The following is a 21,246-nucleotide window of genomic DNA, read 5'->3' as shown; positions in this document are numbered from 1 at the left end:
TATTAAAATCGATAACCAAAACTCAACCCGACTCTTGGAGGAAAATCAGAACTTTTAGCTCTGTTAATTAGATTTCTTCCGATACCGACTATAATTTCTATTCCAAATTTTTCTTTAAAATACATTTTGTAACCCGCAGACGCACCAATGGCCAAATCAGTATAAGTAGTTTTTTGAATGGCGTAATACCCATAATTGTTTTCATCAACTAAACGAACGGTTTCCCTAAAATTCCCACCGTTTGCTGATACAAAAACTTCAGCAAAATAGTATCGGTTTATGCTGGTTGTAAAATTATATCTGGCAAAAGGGGTGATTTCATATTTTTGAAATGTATTTCTGAATCCTTGATCAAAATCATCATTGACTTTTTTGCTGTTGGAATAATTTCCGCTTAAACCTAAAGAATAATTTTTGCTCAAAAAACGTTCGTAGGTTAGATTTAATTTTGAAGTGGCAATTAATGTTAAAATATTAACCCTGAATTCATTATGTCTTTTGGATAGTCCAGACTTCATGGTATCTTGTGCATTCATGCACTGAACAAATAGCAGGAGTATAAAAAGGAACTTCTTCATGACAGAAAATGTTTGTTAGAGAGAGCTAAAATAAGAAAAATCCCTCTTAATATATGACATAAAGAACAAATAAAATCAGTCTAAGGTTAAAGCTCCCAAAATTTCTTCTGACATGAATGGACCGCCGGGATAGGTGGCCGTGTAATCTAAATTTAACCAAACTTGACCGCGTTCATCAATGTGATAATGGATTTTTTTTCCTTTGCTTTCCTGTTCAAAAAGAACTTTTTTGACCAAGTAATTTATGGTTTCTAAATCCGTATGATTTCCTATTAATATTTCAGGATAAATATGTCCGCCTGTATGGATTAATCGTGGTGTTCCTCCGATAGATTTTACGCAGGCAGCCATTAATATGGAATGATCATCGCAATCACCCGAAAAATAGAGTAAGGATTCGGATGCCTTGGCTATATATTCCCGCCCTTTAGGGTCATTGACATAATTCCATCTGCTATTGATTTCTTTAAAAATCGCAAAACATTGAATAACGGTTCGGTATTTAGGATAGCCACGGAGGTGTTTGAAATTTTTTGAAGTGGCCATTAATGAAAAATCCCTTACTTTTTGATTCTCATATTCAATGGCATTAAGTATTTTTGACTTGTTGGGAAAAGGAAGTAATTTGGATAAAATCAAATCCTGGGGATGTGGATTATCCGACATGGAATACACCATATACCGATAATCTTCAAAAACACTTGAAAACCCATAGTTGCCAGAAAAACTTCCGAACACTAAAGCCGTCAAGTATAGGCCAATACAGGCAATAATAATCGTTCTTAAAATTCGTAATACTAACTGGATAATTACCAATATCAGTAAAAACAATAGAATTCTGTCAACATTAAAAAACCAATCGGTAGTAATTATATTTTGGTGGATAATGATAAAAACAGGAACTGCAATCAAGATATTCAAAACAAAAATGATGACATCGTCCCAAGGTTTTTTTACCTGAAGTTGCTGCCTAATATTCTGAATAGAAATATTTTTTGCCTTTATCATAGGAACCTAAAAGGTGAAAGCTATTTTGCGTTTACCGTATTAGCAAAAGTACCTTTTTTATCAATAATTTTGAGCTCAAATAGTTGATTTTGAATTTTGTTTAACATTTATTTCTTTAAATGTTTTTATAACCATACGGTTAGGTATAAACATTCTTGAAAAGTTTTTATTTTTAAGTTGTATTTAATGCCTCAATTTTGTCAGTGAATACAATTGATTTTAATTTTTGAGTAGATAAGCAACAAGTGGAATTAATGTATTCAGGAATTTCGACAACTTTTTTGGAAGTGATTTTTTTCAATATTTAAAGTTATGACAACTTCAAAAAGGGAATTTCTGCGAACTTAGGTTCATCTCAAAATACTTTTTGTCCGCCAAAAAGCGGACAAAAAGATAGAATTGTGAATCAGGGAAAAGCTTCGGATTATTTAATTTGCTGCCAATTTTTCTAGGGAATAAGCAATCAATTCGTCAACGGCTTTGTAGGGATCTGCACTAAAAGTGCCCGTGGCACGATTGGCTATTATAGCATTTAACGATAAGGCTTGGTGTCCTAAAAGTGCTGAAAGTCCGTAAATAGCACCAGTTTCCATTTCAAGATTGGTGATTCGGTCATCTTCAAATTTGAAATTGTCCATTTTACCATTCAAATTCTCATCTTGTATTTCCAAACGCAGAACCCGACCCTGTGGGCCGTAAAATCCTCCGGCAGTTGCGGTAATCCCCTTGTGTATTTTGTCACTTTCAATAACTTTTTCCAGTTTTTCTGAGCATGAAATGACATAAGGTCTTCCTTTCCTTAAATCCCAATTGGTATGGGAAATGAAAGCATCTTCCATAGCGACTTGAGAAATATTGTCAATCAAGTAGGAGCGGAGCATGTTGTCTAATCCCAATCCAAATTTTGACATTACAAAACTATCTACTGGAATATCGGCTTGAAGTGAGCCTGAAGTCCCTATTCGGATGATATTCAACGATGTCAGTTTTTCTTTTGGCTCTCTGGTTTCCAAATCAATATTTACTAGGGCATCCAATTCGTTCATGACAATGTCAATATTGTCAGGGCCTATTCCGGTAGACATCACAGTGATGCGCTTGCCTTTAAAAATTCCTGTTTGGGTTTTGAATTCCCTTTTTTGGGTTGAAAATTCGATACTGTCAAAAAATTGGGTTATTTTTTCTACTCGATTCTGATCGCCTACAAAAATGATATCGTTTGCAATATGTTCTGGCTTAAGATTTAAATGATACACACTTCCGTCTGGATTAAGTATCAATTCTGATGATTTTATCATTATAGTTATTGTTTATTATTTAAGATTATATATTTTAGTGAAGCATTTACTTACACTTGTTACGTTTTCTACCCGCCAATGCGTTTTATAGTGTAGCCTTCATTTTTCAAAATTTCCATTATTTTATCTCTAAAATTGCCTTGAATAATGATTTCATTATCCTTTACGGCACCACCTACACCGCATTTGGTTTTAAGCATTTTGCCCAACGTTTTTAAATCCTCTTCGTTGCCCTGAAAACCTTTGATAATGGTGGCCACTTTTCCGCCACGATTTTTTTTGTCCAAATGGGCTTCAAGTCTTTGCTTACCGTTGGCTAAAGTTTCTTCGATTTCAGAATGAGTGTCAAACTCAAAATCCTTATTCGTAGAGAACACAAAGCCACCCAAATCTTCTAAACTGTTTGATTTTTTTGCCATAATTTGATGATGGAACGCTGATAACTTTTAGATTCGCAAAGTAAATATTAAAAAACTACACATTAAGCAAAATTAAACATTTTCTTGAAAAAAAATCCTTTAAGCTGGTGTAAATTGTTTCAACATGATTTTTTATGAATGTAACATTCTTTTATGCTACTGGGTAACATAGAAATAATGGAACTATAAAGGTAGAATTCCATTTTAAAAGCGTAACTTTTAATTCAGTTTCAACACTAATTTCGTGTATTATGGATTTAAATCATTACAATCAGAAATGTAATTTTCATTCCACGATTGAAGAAATAAAATCAAAAAGAAGTATCCAGAATTAGAGAATCCAGTACTTTTGTATTCCAATTTTTAAGTATTAAAATGATGTCAATCCAATGCCATTGCGGTTCCGGGACTCTTTTTCAGAATTGTTGCCAACCTTACATTCAACAGATAAAAAAAGCGCCAACGGCTTTAGCCTTAATGCGTTCTCGTTATTCAGCTTATGCAACACATGAAGTGTTCTATTTACTAGAAACAACGCACAACTCAAAACGGAAATATTATTCTAAAGTTGATATTTACAACTGGGCAACTGCCAACCAGTGGACAAAATTGGAAATCGTTAATTTTAATGAAGATACGGTTGAATTCAAAGCACATTTTACGAATGAAAAATTCCAAGAGCAAATCCATCATGAATTATCCACCTTTACATTAGAGAATGGTAGTTGGTATTATGTAGATGGACAATTTTTGGATTGATTTTTATTAGAAAGATGCTTAATTTCATCCTATTACTTTCCAGCAAAAAGACTTGGATTATTATTATCCTCATTACAAATTTAATCCAGGATTTTGTAGAAACAGTTTTTATTTCAAATAAAAAGTTCTGAAAATCAGATGACTTTCAGAACTTTATTTGACCTTTGTCTATTGTATTTTTTCTAAATATTAAATATCATCAAACTCAATATCCGTAAAACTTTTATCTAAAATTCGATGTTCATCTTCGGCTTTTTCGAAAGCGAATTCTTTCTTGAAATCTTTTTGATGTCTTTCTGAAATTACTTCTTCCCCTTTATGGTTTAAAACATAAGATGTCATTTCCTCCAGAATTTCCGAAAAAGCGGTAAAATCTTCCTTATACAAGTAAATTTTGTGTTTTTTGAAGTGAAACGAACCGTCTTCTTCGGTAAATTTTTTGCTTTCGGTAATTGTAATGTAATAATCATCAGCTTTTGTAGCTCTCACGTCAAAGAAGTAAGTTCTTCTACCTGCTCTTAAAACCTTAGAAAAAATTTCTTCTTTTTCTAGCATATCATTTTCTCTCATAATCCTTCTATCAATTAGTTTGCGTTCAATTACGTTTGCTTCGCCAATTCGCTATTGCTCGTGTCAAAAATGATAAAAATAGTATTACAAAACAACAATTAGGTCAATTCTTTTTCTGAAAGTTGCTTCAAATACAAAGCCGCATAATATCCTTTTTCGTTTATTAATTGATTATGAGAACCTTGTTCGATAATTTTTCCTTCTTCAAGTATGATAATTTTATCTGCATTTTTAGCCGATGAAACCCGATGGCTCACAATAATGGTAGTTTTGTCTTTGCAGATTGCCAATAAATTATTCAAGATGGCTTCCTCAGTTTCAGTATCAACAGCAGAAAGACAATCGTCTAATAACAAAATGGGGGCATCTTTAATAATCGCTCTTGCAATAGAAACCCGTTGCTTTTGTCCTCCAGAAAGAGTGATACCCCGCTCACCCAAAATGGTTTCATATTGCAAATTAAAATTGATGATGTTTTCATGAACAACCGCTTTTTTTGCAGCTGTTATTACTTCGTCATCGGTTGCATTTTCCTTACCAAATTTGATGTTGTTTTTTATCGTATCCGAAAACAAAAATGCATCTTGTGGAACAATGCCAATGCTGTTGCGCAAGTCATACAAATTAACTTGACTAATTTCGGTTCCGTCAATCAAGATTTCGCCATTGGTAACGTCATATAATCTACTAATCAGGGATAGGATACTCGATTTTCCGGCGCCTGTTTTCCCTAATATAGCTAAAGTTTCTCCTTTGTTAATGGTGAAACTTACGTTTTGCAAGGCCTTAATATGCGTGTCATCATAGGTGAAACTTACGTTTTTGAATTCAATAGCTCCTTTTATAATTGATTTTTCAATATGCATGTTTTGAATGTCGGGCTGTATTTTTAAAAATTCATTGATCCGCTTTTGAGAGGCTTCGGCCTCTTGAACCATGGAGGAAACCCAACCCAAAGAAGCCACAGGCCAAGTAAGCATGTTGACATAAAGAATAAATTCAGCAATGGTACCAATGCTTTTAATGCTTCCGTTGATGTACATCATACCACCAAAATAAATCACAACTAAGTTACTCACTCCTATTAAAGCCAACATTAACGGGCCAAATAAGGATTGAACCTTGGCCAAACTCATGCTTTTGGCTTTGCTCTCCATAGATAAATTGATCAAATTTTCCTGGTGTTGATTTTCTAAAGAATAGGCTTTGATTACTCGAATTCCGGAGAAAATCTCTTGGGTAAAACTGGAAATTTTAGATAAATATTGTTGAAAAATAGTACTCCGTTTGTTGATTTGAGAGCTTAATTTAAAAATAGCATACGACAATACCGGAAGCGGGAGTATGGTGTATAATGTTAATCGTGGAGAAACATTATACATATAGACAATAACAATCGCAAATCGGATGAAGGTATTGATGGTGTACATTACCGCTGGGCCAACATACATTCGCACTTTCCCGACATCTTCACTAATTCGGTTCATTAAATCACCGGTACGATTTTGCTTGTAAAAACGCTGTGATAAATTTTCGTATTGACGGAAAACTTCATTTTTTAAATCAAATTCGATGTGACGTGACATGACAATTAAAGTTTGTCGCATCAAGAAAGTAAGAAATCCGGCAATTATTGTTGTGGCAATTATCAACAAAATATTGTGTAATAATTCTTTTTGAATGAATGATGGGTCAACATGTCCTTGTTTAGCAAAATCTTCAATGGATTTAAACGATTTGCTGATGAGTTTTGGTGTAAATAGAGAGAAAATTTGGGCCGCTATTGTAGTTACAATCCCAAGTAGAAAACTGTATTTGTATTTGACGAAATATTTGTTTAAATATTGTAATTCTTTCATTCTATTATGAAAATCGTTTGATTAATGCAGTAAAATCTCAACCGCAAAGATACTGGTTTCAAAGTAATAATTTGAATCCGCAATCCAACTTTGGGCGTTTTTTATGAAAGTCAGGAATATGAAAACAAGTGAATTGGTTAATAGAGGAAATGAAATTTTAAAATCTTATTTAGGATGCATTGGGAAACCAATATTCCGCTCGCAGAAATATCAAATTCATGTAAAGGATAAAAAGAACAAGCTAAATAATTTAGGGTTTCAATATTATTGCTATTTTTGCACCGCCTAAGATTTTCTTTCGCTCCATAATTTTTTAAAAGTTCTTACATAGTGTTAAATAGAAGACATATCCGTGTTAAAGTAATGCAATCCATTTATGCGATGCATCAAAATGGTTCAGACAGTTTAGAAAAAGAGGAAAAATTCTTGCTTTTTAGCATCGAAAATATTCAAGATTTGTATTTGGTTATGCTTTCTTCATTGATTGAAATTTGCAAAAAGGAGTCAGTTTATCTAGAAAAATCCAGTCAAAAACATCTTGCTACTCCCGAAGAACGAAATCCAAACAAGAAATTCATTAATAATGCCATTTTTCAATTGCTGGCCGAAAACAATTCGTTAAGCATAGCATTAGAAACCAGAAAAATTAATAATTGGACCTTGAATGACGATTATATTTTGCTACTTCTGGCGGCAATTAAAGAAAGCGAATTGTATGGAAAGTACATGAGCAATAAGACGAATAATTTTGAGGAAGACAAGCAATTTATTATAGCGCTTTTTACGGATGTAATAGCTGCCAATGATAAATTATACGAATATTTAGAGGACAATAAATTGACTTGGGTTGACGATATTCCTTTGGTAAATACACAAATTATCAAACAATTGAATGCTTTAGATGCATCTGAAGAAGAAAGTTTTAAAGTTCCTAAATTGTATAAGGATACAGAGGATAAGGAGTTTGTAATCAATTTGTTTAGGAAAACGGTTTTAAACGAAGGGGAATTAGCCAAAGAATACATTGATAAAACTCCGAACTGGGATACTGAACGAATTGCAGAGATTGATACTATTATTTTAAAAATGGCGATCTGTGAATTTTTAAAATTTCCATCCATTCCGGTAAAAGTAACAATTAACGAATATTTAGAAGTAGCCAAAGAATATTCTACTCCTAAAAGCAGTATTTTTATCAACGGAATTTTAGACAATTTGGTAAAAGAATTCCAAACGGACAAACGGATTAATAAAACCGGCAGAGGTTTAATGTAATAGCAAATAAAAACAATAATAATATTAAAAAGCCGGAAAATTTCGGAATAACATCACATTCAAAACACATGGAACAAATTCAACAATTCGCACCTTTTATCTTAATGTTTGTAGTCATTTATTTTTTTATGATTCGACCACAACAAAAAAAGGCAAAACAAGAAAAACAATTTGAAGCTGATTTAAAAGCCGGTGATAAAATTATTACTAAAAGTGGCATTCACGGAAAAATTGCCGAATTAGCGGAAACCACAGTGGTTATTGAAACCATGTCAGGGAAATTAAAAATGGAGCGCTCTGCAATTTCTATGGAAATGAGTGCTGAGCTGAATAAAAAATAAACTTTTTATGACACAAAAAAGCCTCAATCACTTGAGGCTTTTTTGTGTCTAATACTTATTTTTTCTTTTTGGATTTTGACTTTTTTGGTTTAGTTATTTCTTTCACTGAAAAATCAGTTGTTGCGGTCAATTCCGCAATTTTTATGATAACATCTATTGCTTTTTGCATGCTTTCTATAGGGACGTATTCGTATTTTCCATGAAAGTTATGTCCACCTGCAAAAATATTGGGGCAGGGTAGTCCCATATAAGAGAGTCTGGAACCGTCCGTTCCGCCACGAATGGGTTTTATTAAGGGTTTTATACCCAAATCTTTCATGGCTTTTTCTGCTAAATCCACAATGAACATTACGGGTTCCACCATTTCTTTCATATTGTAATACTGGTCTTTGATTTCCGTAATTACAATATCTTCCCCAAATTGTTTGGCAAATTTTTTATTGAATTTCTTGGTAATATCGTGAATTAAATCTTTTCTTTTTTTGAATTTTTTGGCATTGTGATCACGAATAATCAATTCTAAAACCGTTTCTTCAATGCTTCCCGTTAAGTGATGCACATGGAAAAATCCTTGATATCCTTTGGTTTCTTGCGGAATTTCCCCTTTTGGGAGTTCATTAATAAAATCGTTGGCGAGGAGCATGGAATTAATCATCTTTCCTTTAGAATAACCGGGATGAACGCTTTTTCCTTTGAAAGTAATTTTCGCTCCTGCGGCATTAAAATTTTCATATTCCAATTCGCCAATCTGGCTCCCGTCCATAGTGTAAGCCCATTGGGCACCAAATTTCCCTACATCAAATTTATCGGCGCCACGGCCTATTTCTTCGTCGGGAGTAAATCCAACCCTGATTTTTCCGTGTTTAACCGTAGGATTTTGGATCAAATATTCCATTGCGGTAATAATTTCTGTCAATCCTGCTTTGTCATCGGCACCAAGCAAGGTTGTTCCGTCTGTGGTAATTAAAGTCTGGCCTTTATACTGTATTAAATCTTTGAAATAATTTGGAGACAAAACGATGTTTCGTTCCGCATTCAAAATAATATCACCACCATCATAATTGGTTGTGATTTGTGGTTTCACGTTTGCTCCAGTAAAATCAGGAGAAGTGTCATAGTGAGAAACAAACCCTATGGTGGGCACTTCGTGCTCTAGGTTGCTTGGCAAAGTTGCCATAATGTACCCATTAGTGTCTTTTGTAACTTCAATCATCCCGATTGCTTTGAGTTCTTTGACTAATAAATTAGCAAGTACTAATTGTTTCTTAGTACTGGGAGTGGTGTCTGATTTTGGATCTGATTCAGTATCAATGGTAACGTAGCTGATAAATCGGTCTATGATGTGTTGCATATTGTTTCGTAAAGTTGAATTAAATGGTAGTAAAGATAAAACTTAAAAGCATTCGCTAATGTTAAGTTTTTAGAAACAGCATTTCAGTTTTATATTTATCCTTTTTTTTAACAAATGAGAAAAGCCTAGTTAAACGGACTAGGCTTTCTACATTGTATTGAAGTATTTATGTTTTATTTCTTCATCATTTTTATAGTCTGTTCTTTATTTTCTCCCATCTGAATAAAATAGATGCCAGTGGCTAATTGGTTAACGTCAATAACGGTTTCTGCCAGGTTTAGTGTTCCATTCAGGAATTTTCTCCCCATTTGGTCATAGATCAAATAGGTAATTCCCCGAATGGCATTGTTTGTTTTGATGGTAATCCTATCCTGTGCAGGATTGGGAAAGATAGCGAACCCTTTTTCAGAAACAGCATTGTTGACGGCTAACGGAGCATAAGTAAAGGTTATTCTTAAAGAATTTTTCCATGCGCTGCCAGTATCATCCCAATTTTGAGTAATAATCTGGGCAGGAGTTCCATCACCCAAATTGGTATAATTGGTTTGACTTTCATTTTTCCATCCATTGGGAGAAACCACCCAATCTTGTGATAGGCTGTTAGTTAAATAACCGTTACCATCATACGTGTTAGTTTCCCTATTCAGGTTTACCCAATTAGGCGTTGCCCAAGTTTCCGTAATAGCGGTTAATACTTTATCTGTAGCAGTATAAGTATAGGTTATTCTTTCAAAATCGTTCCACGCATTAACCCCGTTCCAGGACTGAAAAACCGTTTGGGAAGGAGTTCCGTTAGGATTATTGGTAAAAAGGGTTTGGGAGGTGTTTTTCCATGGGGTCAAATAGTCCCACATTTGCGACAAATTTTTAGTCAGATAACCATTGCTATCATAGGTATTGGTTTGTCTTAAATAGAACTGCCAATTTGTGGCAATCCAAAATTCGGAAACGGATGACATTACTTTTTTAGCTGCAGTGTAGGTATACGAAACCCTTTGGGTGTTAAGCCAAGCATTGGCTTCGGTATCCCACAATTGAGAGGTCATTTGGTTTACTGTTCCGTCCAAATTGTTGATGTAATCAGATTGGGAGTTGTCACTCCAAGAATTGATGTCCCAACTTTGTGAAAGATTATGAACCAAATATCCATTGCTGTCATAGGTAAAGTTTGTTTTGGCTAAATTTCCCCAATTTTCATTTTTCCAAGTTTCCGTTGTGGACGTTTGGATTTTTTGACCGAATGAATTGAAGCCTGAGAGAAGGCACCCAAGTAGCATTGCCAGTGTGCCCAAACTTCTTCTGATTGTTTTGTAAGTAATTTGTGTTTTCATTATGTGATTAATTTAAGTTTTTTACGCTTTTGCTAATCGATATTTCCTCATTTTTAGAAGAAATGAATATCCACAATTAATGCGGTTACGGTCTCCAAGTTTGAAACCGTAGGCTCCATTACGCTGTCTGTTACTTTTTTTTGATTTTTTAACTTAAATACCCCGCAACAACAGCCAACTTTTTGTCTGATTTTGGACAATCCGAAAAAATTACCAGACCATTAAAGTTAGTGAATTATTTCATGAATAACAATTATAACTAATTGATTTTTAGATATATGTTGTGTTTTTGTGAGCTGTTTTAATTCTGTTTTTACTTTGTATTAGGAGACTTGGACAGAATTTTGTGTAAACTCAATTTCGGGAGTCGTGCTTTCTTTAGATAGGGGGATTTTTCAATAATAATATGTCGTTTTGCTTTTCTTTATTGCTGCGAGGTCGGGATACCATCGCATAGCTTAAACCAAACACTTCGTTTAGTCTGGGAATGGGGGCTTAATTTATGCTATTTTATAATTGGTTTTTTGGGTTTAATCTTTTTGGAATTTTTCCTTTGCGTTATGTCTTGGGCAATTCCCCTTAAACCAGAAACAATACCTTCATTGTTTAATACCGGAATTCCGGTGCTGTACACCCATTTTATCTGATTATTTGGTAAAAGCAAGCGATGTTCCATCTTGTAGGGCTTTTTATCATGAATGGTTTTATTAATCTTGTCTTGTAATTTAGTAATGTCTGAATTAGAAAACCGAGAGAGATAGTCCAAATATAATTTTTGGTTGGGCTTATTTTCAATTTCAAAAATTTCATAGAGCTCTTCGGTCCAAATCAATTCATTAGTGATTAAATTGAATTCCCAGCATCCTAATTTTGCTATTTTTAGAGCTTCATTTAGCAATTTTTCACTAACGATAAGTTTTTCACTGATCTTTTTTTTGATTGTAATATCTCTGGCTATGGCATAAATCAAGTTGTTGGAAGAATTAAGATTTGCTCTCCATTGCAAATAAACCCACTCTCCATTTTTTTTTAGGTACCTGTTTTCAAAATCAATAACAGGATTTCCCAGGGATAGTTTTTCGACTGCCAAATAGGTACTATCGAGATCCTCAGGGTGAATAAATTTTGTAAAAGGTTGGGAAAGCAATTCTTTTGTTGAATACCCCAAAACTTTGGTAAAAGCGGCATTGATTTGTTTAAAATAGGCATCGGTGCCTGCTATACATATTAAATCCGGCGATTCTTTAATAAAGAAATCAAAATAGGGGATCAATTGTTCTTTTGACAATATACTTTTGATTTCTAATTTTTGATCTTTTATTTTTTTTAGTAATTCTTCGTATGTTGGTTTTGACATTTCCCATGTTTGTTTTGTGTTACCCCAATTGTTAATGCCATTAATTATTTCAAATTAATCCAACAATCCCAATAGTTAAAGGCATTACTGAATGAAAAATACAATGGTATTATACAAAACGAAGGAACTGATTGATACTAAATAAATTGCACACAATTATCCATTTAAAAAATGGTTTTAAATATATTAAAAAATAATTAAAAAACCTCGTAGTGCATTATTAAATAATTTGCTTAATATTCTTGTTATAAACCATGAAAAAATTTAGCATAATTACTTCTAATCATAAATTGGGGGCACAATTGAGGGAATAAAGTTTCTATGCAAACTGCGTGAAGTTTATAACCATAAAAATGACTTTTTTGAGAAGCAGTTTTATGGGTTTCTTTTTGATTCGCTAATATATAGAAAATAATACAAAACCTCGAAAGGACTTTTTGATTGCTGCAAACTACGCATTTTCATCATCATTTTTGATGCTAAATAAAATCTTTCTTTCCTTTAAAGTTTCAGTTTTCGCAATCGCAACGCATTTACTATCACGGAAACCGAGCTAAAACTCATTGCCAGGGCGGCTATCATCGGCGAAAGCAAAATGCCAAAAAACGGATACAAAACTCCCGCCGCTATTGGAATTCCGAGGGTGTTGTACAAAAACGCAAAAAACAAGTTTTGTTTGATGTTTTTCATGACCGCATGGCTCAAATTCTTGGCTTTCACGATGCCTTGCAAATCGCCTTTCACTAAGGTGATTTTGGCGCTTTCTATGGCAACATCAGTTCCCGTTCCCATGGCAATGCCTATGTCGGCTTGCGCTAATGCGGGAGCATCATTTATCCCGTCGCCCGCCATGGCCACAATTTTTCCTTCGGCTTGCAAACGCTTAATTTCTTTCAATTTGTCTTCAGGCAGGCAACCCGCTATATAGGACGTTAAGTTTAATTCATCGGCAACCGCCTTGGCCGTATTGCCGTTGTCTCCGGTGAGCATGATGACTTCAACGCCTTGACGCAGGAGTTCTTTTATGGCTGCCTTGCTGGTTGTTTTTATGGGATCGGAAATCGAGACAAAACCAACAGCAACCCCTTCAATAGCAATGTAAGAAACCGTTTTGCCCAGTTTTTGTTCGGCAATGATTTTGTTTTCAAGCGCATCGGTAACCGCTGCTTTGACCTGTTCCATCAACTTTTTATTGCCCAAAGCCACTTTTTTATTGGCAACGGTTCCTATAACTCCTTTCCCAGAAATGGACTCAAAATCTTTGACTTCTACTAATGCGCTGTTTTTTGCTTTCGCAAAATGGACTACGGCTTGTGCCAGAGGATGTCCGCTGTACTGGTTCAATGAAGCGATGCTCTGCAATAAATGGTCTTCCTCATTGTTGGAGGAATACAGTTGCTCGACGGATGGTTTTCCTTCGGTTAATGTTCCCGTTTTGTCTGTAATCAAGACGTTGACCTTGTTCATATGCTCTAAAGCTTCAGCATTTTTTATCAACACGCCCGATTGGGCTCCTTTGCCAACACCAACCATTACGGACATGGGCGTTGCCAACCCCAAGGCACAGGGACAGGCAATGATTAATACGGCAATGGCATTGATGAATCCGTAAACAAGAGCGGGTTCTGGGCCAAAATTTGTCCAAATAAAAAAGGTTAGCACAGAAATAAGCACCACAATGGGTACGAAATATTTGGCGATTCTATCGGCCAAATTCTGGATGGGTGCTCTCGATCGGCTGGCATCATTTACCATTTGCACAATCTGCGAAAGCAGGGTTTCCGATCCCACTTTTTCGGCAACCATCACGAATGATTTGTTGCCGTTGATGGTTCCGGAACTTACGGCATCACCCTCTTTTTTATCCACGGGAATGGGTTCACCCGTAATCATGGATTCGTCTAAGGTACTTTCTCCGTCAGTGATTTTTCCGTCCACGGGGATTTTTTCTCCAGGTTTTACGCGCAATAAATCGCCTTTCTTGATGTGGTGAATGGAGATTATTTTGTCATTTCCGTCGAGGACTAGAGTGGCTTCGGTTGGTGCGAGTTTCAAGAGTTCTTTTATAGCACCACTGGTTTGACCGTGGGCTTTGGCTTCCAGTAATTGCCCCAGTAAAACCAAAGTGAGTATGACGGTAGTGGCTTCAAAATACAATAAGACGGTTCCCGTTTCGGTTTTGAATTCAGAGGGGAAAATCATGGGGAAAAATAGTCCCGTCAAGCTGAATATAAATGCCACACCAGAACCAATTCCGATAAGGGTAAACATGTTCAAATTCCAAGTGAGGATGGATTTCCAAGCACGGACAAAAAACATCCAACAGGCATAAAAAACAACAGGAAGCGATAATAAAAATTGGATCCAGTTCCACTTTGTGGCATCCATTAGTTGCAATAAGGGATTGTTGGGTATCATTTCGACCATTGCAATGGCGAAAATCGGAACCGTAAATGCAACGGCTATTTTCATTTTGCGCATCAAGTCATTGTAGGTCTTGTTTTCTTCGGAATCCGTGGGTTTCATTGGCACTAAATCCATTCCGCAAATGGGACAGGAACCGGGTTGGTCTTGAACAATTTCGGGATGCATCGGGCAGGTGTAAGATACTTTATTAACATTTAATTCGGGTGCTTTAACCAAATCCATTCCGCACACGGGGCAATCTCCCGCTTTGTCATAGACTTTTTCGCCTTCGCAAAACATGGGGCAATAGTATTTTCCAGAGGCACTAGGAGGCAGGGAGGTGGTGTCGCTTTGTGTTTTAGTGCCACAACAGGATTTTTTTATTGGTTTATCGTCTGATTTGTGATTTGTTGCAACAGAATCGCTTTCGCTTATGATGTAGTTTCCTGAAGTGTATAGTGCCTTTTGGAGTTTAAAAATTGGAATATGTTTTTCTGTTTTGATGGTGGCAACTGGCGGGTGTAATGAAACTGTAGCTTCGATTCCCTCAATGGCATTCAGTGTTTTTTCTACTTTAGAACGGCAGCCATCGCAAGACATTCCAGAGATTGTATAGGTATGAATCATGAAAATTTGTTTTTTTATGCATTGGTAAAATACAATTTATAAAGTTAACCCGTTGGGTGTAATTCAAAATTGTTTAATTTTTAGCCACATAGAAACATAGATTTTATGAATTTTGAAAGGCGTTTCACTTTATTTGAGAAAAACATAGCCATGTGAACCCAAGTATTGGGCTATCCAACTCTTTTTTTCTATGTTTCTATGTGGTTCAATTTTTTATTTATTCTATTAATTTAAATTTTCATCAATTACACCCAACGGGTTAAAGTTAACTAAAAAAGTCAATTTATTCTTCTGGACGGGCAAATAATGCCATTTAATATTTTAAAATAGGATATGGATATAATCTTTATTAATACCTCGAAGTCAAGCCTTAAATTGAGCTGTTTATATTAATACGTTTCAATTCTTCCATATGTCTAGAGTGCCACTTTAATGACAATGTTTTTGAATATCAAATAGTGCCCATTCGTTTAATTTTCGTAATTTTAAACAAAGAAATCCCATGAAAAATCCCATTCCTATTGATCGTGCCGCAATCCTAAAACGATACAAACCTGTTGCCACCAACGCCCACAAAGGCATTCAGGGACACGCCTTACTCATTGGCGGAAGTTATGGCAAAATGGGGTCGGTGTGTTTGTCCAGCAAAGCCGCCATCAAAACCGGCTGCGGATTGGTAACTGCCTTTGTCCCAAAATGCGGCTATGAAATTGTGCAAATTTCCATTCCCGAAGTAATGGTGCTCACCGACGAAAAAGAAAAATACCTAAGCGAGATCCACTATGATTTTATCCCTAACGCTATTGGAATAGGCATGGGCATAGGGCAGGAGCTGCCAACGCAAAAAGCGCTGCATGACTTTTTACTGAAAAACAAAAGTCCGTTAGTTATAGATGCCGATGCGTTAAATATTTTGTCATTAAACCCAAAATGGCTTCCACTCGTACCCCAAAACACCATACTGACACCGCATCCCAAAGAATTGGAACGCCTCATAGGGAAGTGGACTTCCGATGAAGAAAAAATGGAGAAAACCATAGCGTTTTCTAAAACACACAACGTGATTGTGGTCATGAAAGGGGCGCCCACCCATATTGTAGCCGGCGAAACGGTTTACAAAAACACCACCGGAAACCCCGCCCTAGCCACTGCCGGAAGCGGAGACGTCCTTACGGGAATAATAACCAGTTTGCTGGCCCAATCCTACACTCCCTTAGACGCCGCCCTGCTGGGGGTTTATCTCCACGGTTTAACAGCCGATATCGCTCTGCCCGAAACGGGGCATGAGTCATTTATCGCCTCTACTATAATTGCTACTTTAGGAAAAGCATTTTTGAGTTTAGCCAAATAAAGAAACCTACAAAACCGGCACAGCGTTTCAGATTCCGAAATCTTTATTTCAGTGTTTTTTGGGCGTAACCCTAAAGTTAAAATTTCGGTCGTGCCTTCCTCATTTTCAACTTTAGGGTCGGGCTTTTGGCTGTATCCGCGCAAAAAAGCGCGGGATGCCGCCGCAATCCCTTACGCGAGCTGTCCGTAGCTATAATGAAATTTTTATTCCTTCATAAAAGTGTGCAGTATTACACTTTTTCATTTGAAAAAGTGTTAGTTGCTACATTTTTTCTAATGAATAAATAAATTTAGACTGTGTTTAATTATGTAAGTGTTCACGAGTATAAATTTCAGCAGTTGTATTTTACCGAAACACCATAAAAATGATGAAAATGGAATACTTTATACTATATAAACCACATAAAATGGAAATTTAAGTAGTGCTTTACGCTATATAAACCCCATAAAAAAGAGGATTAATTAGTACGAGATACTAGTTAAACCCCATAAAAAAGATATTTAAGAAGTGTTTTATACTATATAAACTCCATTAAAAAGAAGTTTAACTAGTACAAGATACTAGTTAAACCCGATAAAAAAGATATTAATGTAGTACTTTACACTATATAAACTCCATTAAAAAGAAGTTTAACTAGTACAAGATACTAGTTAAATACAATAAAAAGGATATTAAATATTCATTTTCACTATATAAATACTATAAATTCGATGATTAATTCATTAAAATAAGCGATATTTGTTTTTCAAACAGATAAAATAGGTCCCATGATACCCGAAAATTCCATTACCATTCCAGATGCAGCCCCAAATACGGGAGAGCTGTTAATTTCTTATTTTAAAGAAAAGCGCACCCGCAAAAATGCATTAGCTCGAATGCTGAAAAAATCCCCAAGCACACTGGACGGTTTTACAAAAAAGAAGAGCATTCAAACCACAGTGCTTTGGGAAATAAGCCACGCCCTGAAACATAATTTTTTTGCCGATATTGCGGCTTCTTTTCCGGAAAATTATACCAATAATGTAAAACCGGATCCTACTAAAGACGACCGAATTAAGCAGCTGGAACTGGAAAATATAATTCTCAAAGCCGAAGTGGCGATTTTGGTCAAGACCATAAAAGGGTAATGATTCATAAGGAACTCATGAAGTGGAGCAAAACAGATTGCTTTTATTAGGATTGTCGAGTTCCTTGTATTATTTATCCTTTGTCGAGAGGACACGTACTTGATAAATCCGCGTCGTTAGGCTAGCGGGGGGGCCTATGAAAAGCTCCGCAAATGTCTCCAGACTTTGCGGAATATTTTTATATTTTTACTTAAAATTAAACACTATGAAAGAAGGTTTGTAATTAGAGACAAAAACACTACCTCATTTTTTAACAGCAACAGTCGTAGATTGGATTGATGTTTTTTCAAGAAAAATATACAGAGATAGCATTATAGAATGTTTTGAATATTGCATAAAGAATATAGGCATGATTTTGAATAGTTATGTAATAATGAGCAATCATACACTCATGATTGTACAATCTGACAAAGGCGAACTTTCAAATTTACTTCGGGATTTTAAAAAATTTACATCCAAGACAATTCTCGAAAAAATTCAAATTGAACCAGAGAGCAGAAGAGAATGGATGCTGGAACGTTTTCAATTGGCAACAGAAACACATTCTAGAAATAAAAATTTTCAATTTTACTTCGTCAGTTCGCCTTTCAGGCTCGGGTGGCAATATGGTAATCATGCCGAAGAAATTTATTCGGAAAAGTTTATGTGGTCAAAAATGGATTATATTCATTTCAATCCCGTTCGAGCCGGTATAGTTTCAAGACCACAAGATTATATTTATTCTAGTGCATCAAATTATGTTGATGGCAAAGAAATTATTGAAATAGAATTAGTTGAAATTCCTGTTGTGAATGTTTTAAATTCAAATTCATTCGTAAAATACAATAGTTATGAGTAACCGTTTTTTATAAAATTCCGCAAAGTCGGGAGACATTTGCGGAGCGGGGAGTATTTTAATTGGTAATGGCTCAAAGTCAGGAGACTTTGCGCAGCGGGGGGGGTGACAAATGTTCCCCTGTATGCAATTGATGGAATTTTGGGTTAGATTTTTTACAATTTTCTGAAATCAAAAATGTTCTGTCTACACTTTGCAAAGCTTCGGATTTTTCGGAGCGGTCTAATAATCATAAATGTGTTCAACTGTAGCATTTTTATTTACGGCATCCTTAATAAAAGGCAATAGTTTGTCAACTGGTAAAAAATAAATATTCCTTTTTAAGTTGTCATTAGTAACTATTCTTGATTTGTATAATAACTTTATATTTTTAGAATTTATTTTTTGGGAGTTATTCATAATTGCAGAAACTGCAATTTCATCATTTCCAGAAATTTCATAAATTTTTACATCTTGATTTGAAAGTTTAATTATTTCGGTTGTAAAAGCTTCCCAACGAGTAATGGCAATAATCATTTTGTCGCCATATTTTTTGATGATTTTCAAGTTTTTATTTTCTTTAACGGAACCAACATTAGAAACAATTAAATAAATAGAATTAGCAGGAGTTTCGTATGTTGAGTTTGCTGCCCATTGAATGAGTTGCGAATAAAAAGCTTTGAATGAAAATTCGAATGTGAAAATTAATGTTCTTTCCCATTTTCGAAGTGCACTACAATTTGATTTTTCGGATGTAGTCCATACTTTTTTAATACAAGGTAAAAACTTAAATTCATACCAGGCGGTTTGATATATAAAATTGCTGTACGCTCTTTGAGCTTCAATTATTATTTCTTCTTCGTGAGATATTTTTTCTTCTGAAAATAGAGAAAAGAATCGTCCTATCGTATTTTCATAAATGATTTTCGCTCCATATTCCATAGTCATACTAACACCAATGACTTGTAACATCGTTTTATATTCACTGTTTTCAGGATATGCCTTTGAGGTCAATGTTATTGAACGGTCATAAAGTTTCCAATATTCATCAATAGATTTATAGAAAGGAAAATCGGATGGGTCTCTACCACTTTCTAAATAGTCAGCGTATTCTTTTGGATTAAAAACTAAATACCATTCTGGAACTGTAAGAATCGTTTGTTCTTCGGCTCTAAAGTATTCTTTTATCTTATTTTTTTCTTGAGAAAGCTTGTTTTTTGCATAAGGATTGTACTTATTCAGTAACTTATTTGTAAATCGTTGGTTATGATCTAGTTTGTTTTTTAATTGAAAGTATTTGGTGCTATTTGGATATCCTTTTTGAAATTGCTCAATGGTTGCGTGAGGTTGATAGGGCAGGTACCAAGTTCCGTTTTCGCTTAAAATGGCATCGGTCATTTCAAGTGTCCATTTCTTTACATTGTCTTTTGCTTCTTGATTTGTTTTTTGTTTATAATAAATTACAAAAGCAAATACCTCTTTATTTGCCCAAGAAAGATAACTTTCATTATCTGGTAAAGCGTGTCTTAATGAAACATTGATAACATTAACATTATGCTTTTGAAAAATAGTTTTCATTTTTGGAACAAATGATTTTATATTTTCAACAGGAATAAAGTATTCTTGTAAAACATATGTTTCTTCAATCCTAGATGAAGGTTCTAATTCTTGTACATTATAACTTGCCTCTTTATTTCTCCATCGTACTATTTCAGGATAATATACTAGTGGATCTATAATTTTTTTTCGAATCCATTTTCCAGAATTGCCCCAAGAAACGATTTTGGATAATTTCAATTCTAGCCAATAATTTTCGTCTTCGGAAAGTAATCGTTCTTCATCAGTTACTGGTTTTGTTGTTTTTGTCCATGAAATACTCCTTATTTTATCATAATCCGGAGGATATAAATCTCCATTCTGAAAAACGACATCCTTATTGTTTCTGATGTTTTTATCAAAATAAGTTTTGTAGCCTGCAATGTCCATTTCTTGGTTATGTCTTTCTACTTTTACATTGTCATCTAATTGTAAAGTAGCTTCTGCAATGACTCCAATTCCGCCATATCCACCAATTACAGCATCAAAAACAGCTGTATTTACTTTACGATTTGCTATTATTACAGCGCCAGTTGCGGTTACTATTTTTATTTCTAAAACAGATGAAATAACAGGTCCATGACCAATATATCTTCCATGACAATTTACAGAAATGGCGCCACCTACTGTAAAATTAGAATAGGTTTGCATTATTTTTATGGATAAATCCAAAGGATCTATTTCCTTTTGAATATCTCTCCACCTAATTCCTGCTTGCACGGTAATCTGCTTTTTTGCTTTATCAATATTGATGATTTTATTGAAAGACCTCATGTCAATATGTAAACTGTTTTCAAAAGCAGTTTGACCACCCATACTATACTTTCCTCCTCCAATAGAAATTGGTCCAATGGTGGTTTTTATGGCATAAATAATTTCATTTATCGTTTTTGGTTTAATGATTTTATTAACCTGAATAGGATTTATTTGAGTAATATCATTTAAGGTCTTATTATCTATAGTGGTATTGAATTTGGAGTCGCCCGAAAATTGTATTAATAAGAAAATGTATAAAACAAATGCGATGGCACTATAAAAAGGGATTGCTAAGATTTTTTTGCTATTGATCAATCGAAATAATTTTCTAATTCTTGAGAATATAAATTTAATTATTTTTATAAAATAGGTAAAAAGCAATTGAATTAAACGGAAATTTTTTTTCATAAAAAGGTAATGCAG

17 protein-coding genes and 1 pseudogene are annotated in these 21,246 nt (G+C 34.7%); 6 read left to right on the top strand and 12 right to left on the bottom strand.

All coding sequences use genetic code 11. The features are described 5' to 3' along the window. Window positions 1-2: 2 nt before the first annotated feature. The 4 genes from DB895_RS11500 to DB895_RS11485 form a co-directional block, all read right to left on the bottom strand. The gene (locus DB895_RS11500) at window positions 3-578 is read right to left on the bottom strand and encodes a DUF3575 domain-containing protein (protein ID WP_116725510.1); all 576 of its coding nucleotides are present in this window, start codon (window positions 576-578) and stop codon (window positions 3-5) included. Window positions 579-653: 75 nt separating this feature from the next. Next, a complete protein-coding gene (locus tag DB895_RS11495) occupies window positions 654-1,586 on the bottom strand; it encodes a transglutaminase (protein ID WP_116725509.1) in 933 nt (310 codons plus the stop codon). Between the two features lie 428 nt (window positions 1,587-2,014). Next, window positions 2,015-2,884: a nucleoside phosphorylase gene (locus DB895_RS11490; RefSeq protein ID WP_116725508.1), complete on the bottom strand. Its 870-nt coding sequence runs from the start codon at window positions 2,882-2,884 to the stop codon at window positions 2,015-2,017. Window positions 2,885-2,952: 68 nt separating this feature from the next. Further along, on the bottom strand, window positions 2,953-3,303 hold the full coding sequence (locus DB895_RS11485) for a translation initiation factor (RefSeq protein WP_116725507.1): 351 nt from the start codon (window positions 3,301-3,303) through the stop codon (window positions 2,953-2,955). Window positions 3,304-3,678: 375 nt separating this feature from the next. Between DB895_RS11485 and DB895_RS11480 the strand changes: the two genes are divergently transcribed. Beyond that, entirely contained in the window at window positions 3,679-4,062 is a 384-nt protein-coding gene (locus DB895_RS11480; protein WP_208012164.1) for a YchJ family protein, read from the top strand. A gap of 189 nt (window positions 4,063-4,251) precedes the next feature. Here the strand turns inward: DB895_RS11480 and DB895_RS11475 are convergent, their stop codons facing one another. Further along, window positions 4,252-4,632 carry a PUR family DNA/RNA-binding protein gene (locus DB895_RS11475; RefSeq protein ID WP_116725506.1) on the bottom strand — a complete coding sequence of 127 codons (381 nt, stop codon included), beginning with the start codon at window positions 4,630-4,632 and terminating at the stop codon, window positions 4,252-4,254. Between the two features lie 98 nt (window positions 4,633-4,730). Continuing rightward, complete coding sequence (locus tag DB895_RS11470; RefSeq protein WP_116725505.1) at window positions 4,731-6,491, bottom strand: ABC transporter ATP-binding protein; 1,761 nt, start codon at window positions 6,489-6,491, stop codon at window positions 4,731-4,733. A 363-nt stretch (window positions 6,492-6,854) separates the two neighbouring features. On the opposite strand from DB895_RS11470, the gene nusB reads away from it, so the two are divergent. Next, window positions 6,855-7,766 carry a transcription antitermination factor NusB gene (gene nusB, locus DB895_RS11465; protein ID WP_116725504.1) on the top strand — a complete coding sequence of 304 codons (912 nt, stop codon included), beginning with the start codon at window positions 6,855-6,857 and terminating at the stop codon, window positions 7,764-7,766. A 68-nt stretch (window positions 7,767-7,834) separates the two neighbouring features. Further along, a complete protein-coding gene (gene yajC, locus DB895_RS11460; protein ID WP_116725503.1) occupies window positions 7,835-8,107 on the top strand; it encodes a preprotein translocase subunit YajC in 273 nt (90 codons plus the stop codon). A gap of 55 nt (window positions 8,108-8,162) precedes the next feature. Here yajC and pepT read toward each other — a convergent pair whose 3' ends face one another. The 5 genes and pseudogenes from pepT to DB895_RS11440 all read right to left on the bottom strand — a co-directional run bounded on the left by pepT (window position 8,163) and on the right by DB895_RS11440 (window position 15,179). Next, a complete protein-coding gene (gene pepT, locus DB895_RS11455; protein ID WP_116725502.1) occupies window positions 8,163-9,458 on the bottom strand; it encodes a peptidase T in 1,296 nt (431 codons plus the stop codon). Window positions 9,459-9,631: 173 nt separating this feature from the next. After that, window positions 9,632-10,789 (bottom strand): T9SS type A sorting domain-containing protein, encoded by a 1,158-nt coding sequence (locus DB895_RS11450; protein ID WP_116725501.1) that lies wholly within the window; start codon window positions 10,787-10,789, stop codon window positions 9,632-9,634. A gap of 505 nt (window positions 10,790-11,294) precedes the next feature. After that, window positions 11,295-12,146 carry a PAS domain-containing protein gene (locus DB895_RS11445; RefSeq protein ID WP_116725500.1) on the bottom strand — a complete coding sequence of 284 codons (852 nt, stop codon included), beginning with the start codon at window positions 12,144-12,146 and terminating at the stop codon, window positions 11,295-11,297. A gap of 225 nt (window positions 12,147-12,371) precedes the next feature. Continuing rightward, window positions 12,372-12,517: pseudogene (locus DB895_RS14480) on the bottom strand (IS982 family transposase); the annotation flags it as partial. Window positions 12,518-12,647: 130 nt separating this feature from the next. After that, entirely contained in the window at window positions 12,648-15,179 is a 2,532-nt protein-coding gene (locus DB895_RS11440) for a heavy metal translocating P-type ATPase (RefSeq protein WP_116725499.1), read from the bottom strand. 502 nt (window positions 15,180-15,681) lie between these two features. On the opposite strand from DB895_RS11440, the gene DB895_RS11435 reads away from it, so the two are divergent. The 3 genes from DB895_RS11435 (at window position 15,682) to DB895_RS11425 (ending at window position 18,495) form a co-directional block, all read left to right on the top strand. After that, on the top strand, window positions 15,682-16,530 hold the full coding sequence (locus DB895_RS11435; protein WP_116725498.1) for an NAD(P)H-hydrate dehydratase: 849 nt from the start codon (window positions 15,682-15,684) through the stop codon (window positions 16,528-16,530). 767 nt (window positions 16,531-17,297) lie between these two features. Beyond that, window positions 17,298-17,657 (top strand): hypothetical protein, encoded by a 360-nt coding sequence (locus DB895_RS11430; RefSeq protein ID WP_116725497.1) that lies wholly within the window; start codon window positions 17,298-17,300, stop codon window positions 17,655-17,657. A 373-nt stretch (window positions 17,658-18,030) separates the two neighbouring features. Next, window positions 18,031-18,495, top strand: a complete 465-nt coding sequence (locus tag DB895_RS11425; RefSeq protein WP_394336333.1) for a transposase — start codon at window positions 18,031-18,033, stop codon at window positions 18,493-18,495. Window positions 18,496-18,714: 219 nt separating this feature from the next. On the opposite strand, the gene DB895_RS11420 is transcribed toward DB895_RS11425, so the two are convergent. Then, a complete protein-coding gene (locus DB895_RS11420; RefSeq protein WP_116725496.1) occupies window positions 18,715-21,231 on the bottom strand; it encodes an FAD-binding oxidoreductase in 2,517 nt (838 codons plus the stop codon). Window positions 21,232-21,246: the final 15 nt, after the last annotated feature.

Origin of the sequence: Flavobacterium psychrotolerans, assembly GCF_003097635.1 — a bacterium.
Lineage (GTDB): Bacteria > Bacteroidota > Bacteroidia > Flavobacteriales > Flavobacteriaceae > Flavobacterium > Flavobacterium psychrotolerans.
The sequence above is the reverse complement of the archived record's forward strand: the minus strand, read 5'-3'. Positions and strand labels throughout refer to the sequence as shown.

What these genes read in the sequence shown, in the direction of transcription:
- DB895_RS11500 (WP_116725510.1), bottom strand. Translation starts at nt 578, where the DNA reads ATGAAGAAGTTCCTTTTTATACTCCTGCTATTTGTTCAGTGCATGAAT.
- DB895_RS11495 (WP_116725509.1), bottom strand. Translation starts at nt 1,586, where the DNA reads ATGATAAAGGCAAAAAATATTTCTATTCAGAATATTAGGCAGCAACTT.
- DB895_RS11490 (WP_116725508.1), bottom strand. Translation starts at nt 2,884, where the DNA reads ATGATAAAATCATCAGAATTGATACTTAATCCAGACGGAAGTGTGTAT.
- DB895_RS11485 (WP_116725507.1), bottom strand. Translation starts at nt 3,303, where the DNA reads ATGGCAAAAAAATCAAACAGTTTAGAAGATTTGGGTGGCTTTGTGTTC.
- DB895_RS11480 (WP_208012164.1), top strand. Translation starts at nt 3,679, where the DNA reads ATGATGTCAATCCAATGCCATTGCGGTTCCGGGACTCTTTTTCAGAAT.
- DB895_RS11475 (WP_116725506.1), bottom strand. Translation starts at nt 4,632, where the DNA reads ATGAGAGAAAATGATATGCTAGAAAAAGAAGAAATTTTTTCTAAGGTT.
- DB895_RS11470 (WP_116725505.1), bottom strand. Translation starts at nt 6,491, where the DNA reads ATGAAAGAATTACAATATTTAAACAAATATTTCGTCAAATACAAATAC.
- nusB (WP_116725504.1), top strand. Translation starts at nt 6,855, where the DNA reads ATGCAATCCATTTATGCGATGCATCAAAATGGTTCAGACAGTTTAGAA.
- yajC (WP_116725503.1), top strand. Translation starts at nt 7,835, where the DNA reads ATGGAACAAATTCAACAATTCGCACCTTTTATCTTAATGTTTGTAGTC.
- pepT (WP_116725502.1), bottom strand. Translation starts at nt 9,458, where the DNA reads ATGCAACACATCATAGACCGATTTATCAGCTACGTTACCATTGATACT.
- DB895_RS11450 (WP_116725501.1), bottom strand. Translation starts at nt 10,789, where the DNA reads ATGAAAACACAAATTACTTACAAAACAATCAGAAGAAGTTTGGGCACA.
- DB895_RS11445 (WP_116725500.1), bottom strand. Translation starts at nt 12,146, where the DNA reads ATGTCAAAACCAACATACGAAGAATTACTAAAAAAAATAAAAGATCAA.
- DB895_RS11440 (WP_116725499.1), bottom strand. Translation starts at nt 15,179, where the DNA reads ATGATTCATACCTATACAATCTCTGGAATGTCTTGCGATGGCTGCCGT.
- DB895_RS11435 (WP_116725498.1), top strand. Translation starts at nt 15,682, where the DNA reads ATGAAAAATCCCATTCCTATTGATCGTGCCGCAATCCTAAAACGATAC.
- DB895_RS11430 (WP_116725497.1), top strand. Translation starts at nt 17,298, where the DNA reads ATGATACCCGAAAATTCCATTACCATTCCAGATGCAGCCCCAAATACG.
- DB895_RS11425 (WP_394336333.1), top strand. Translation starts at nt 18,031, where the DNA reads ATGAGCAATCATACACTCATGATTGTACAATCTGACAAAGGCGAACTT.
- DB895_RS11420 (WP_116725496.1), bottom strand. Translation starts at nt 21,231, where the DNA reads ATGAAAAAAAATTTCCGTTTAATTCAATTGCTTTTTACCTATTTTATA.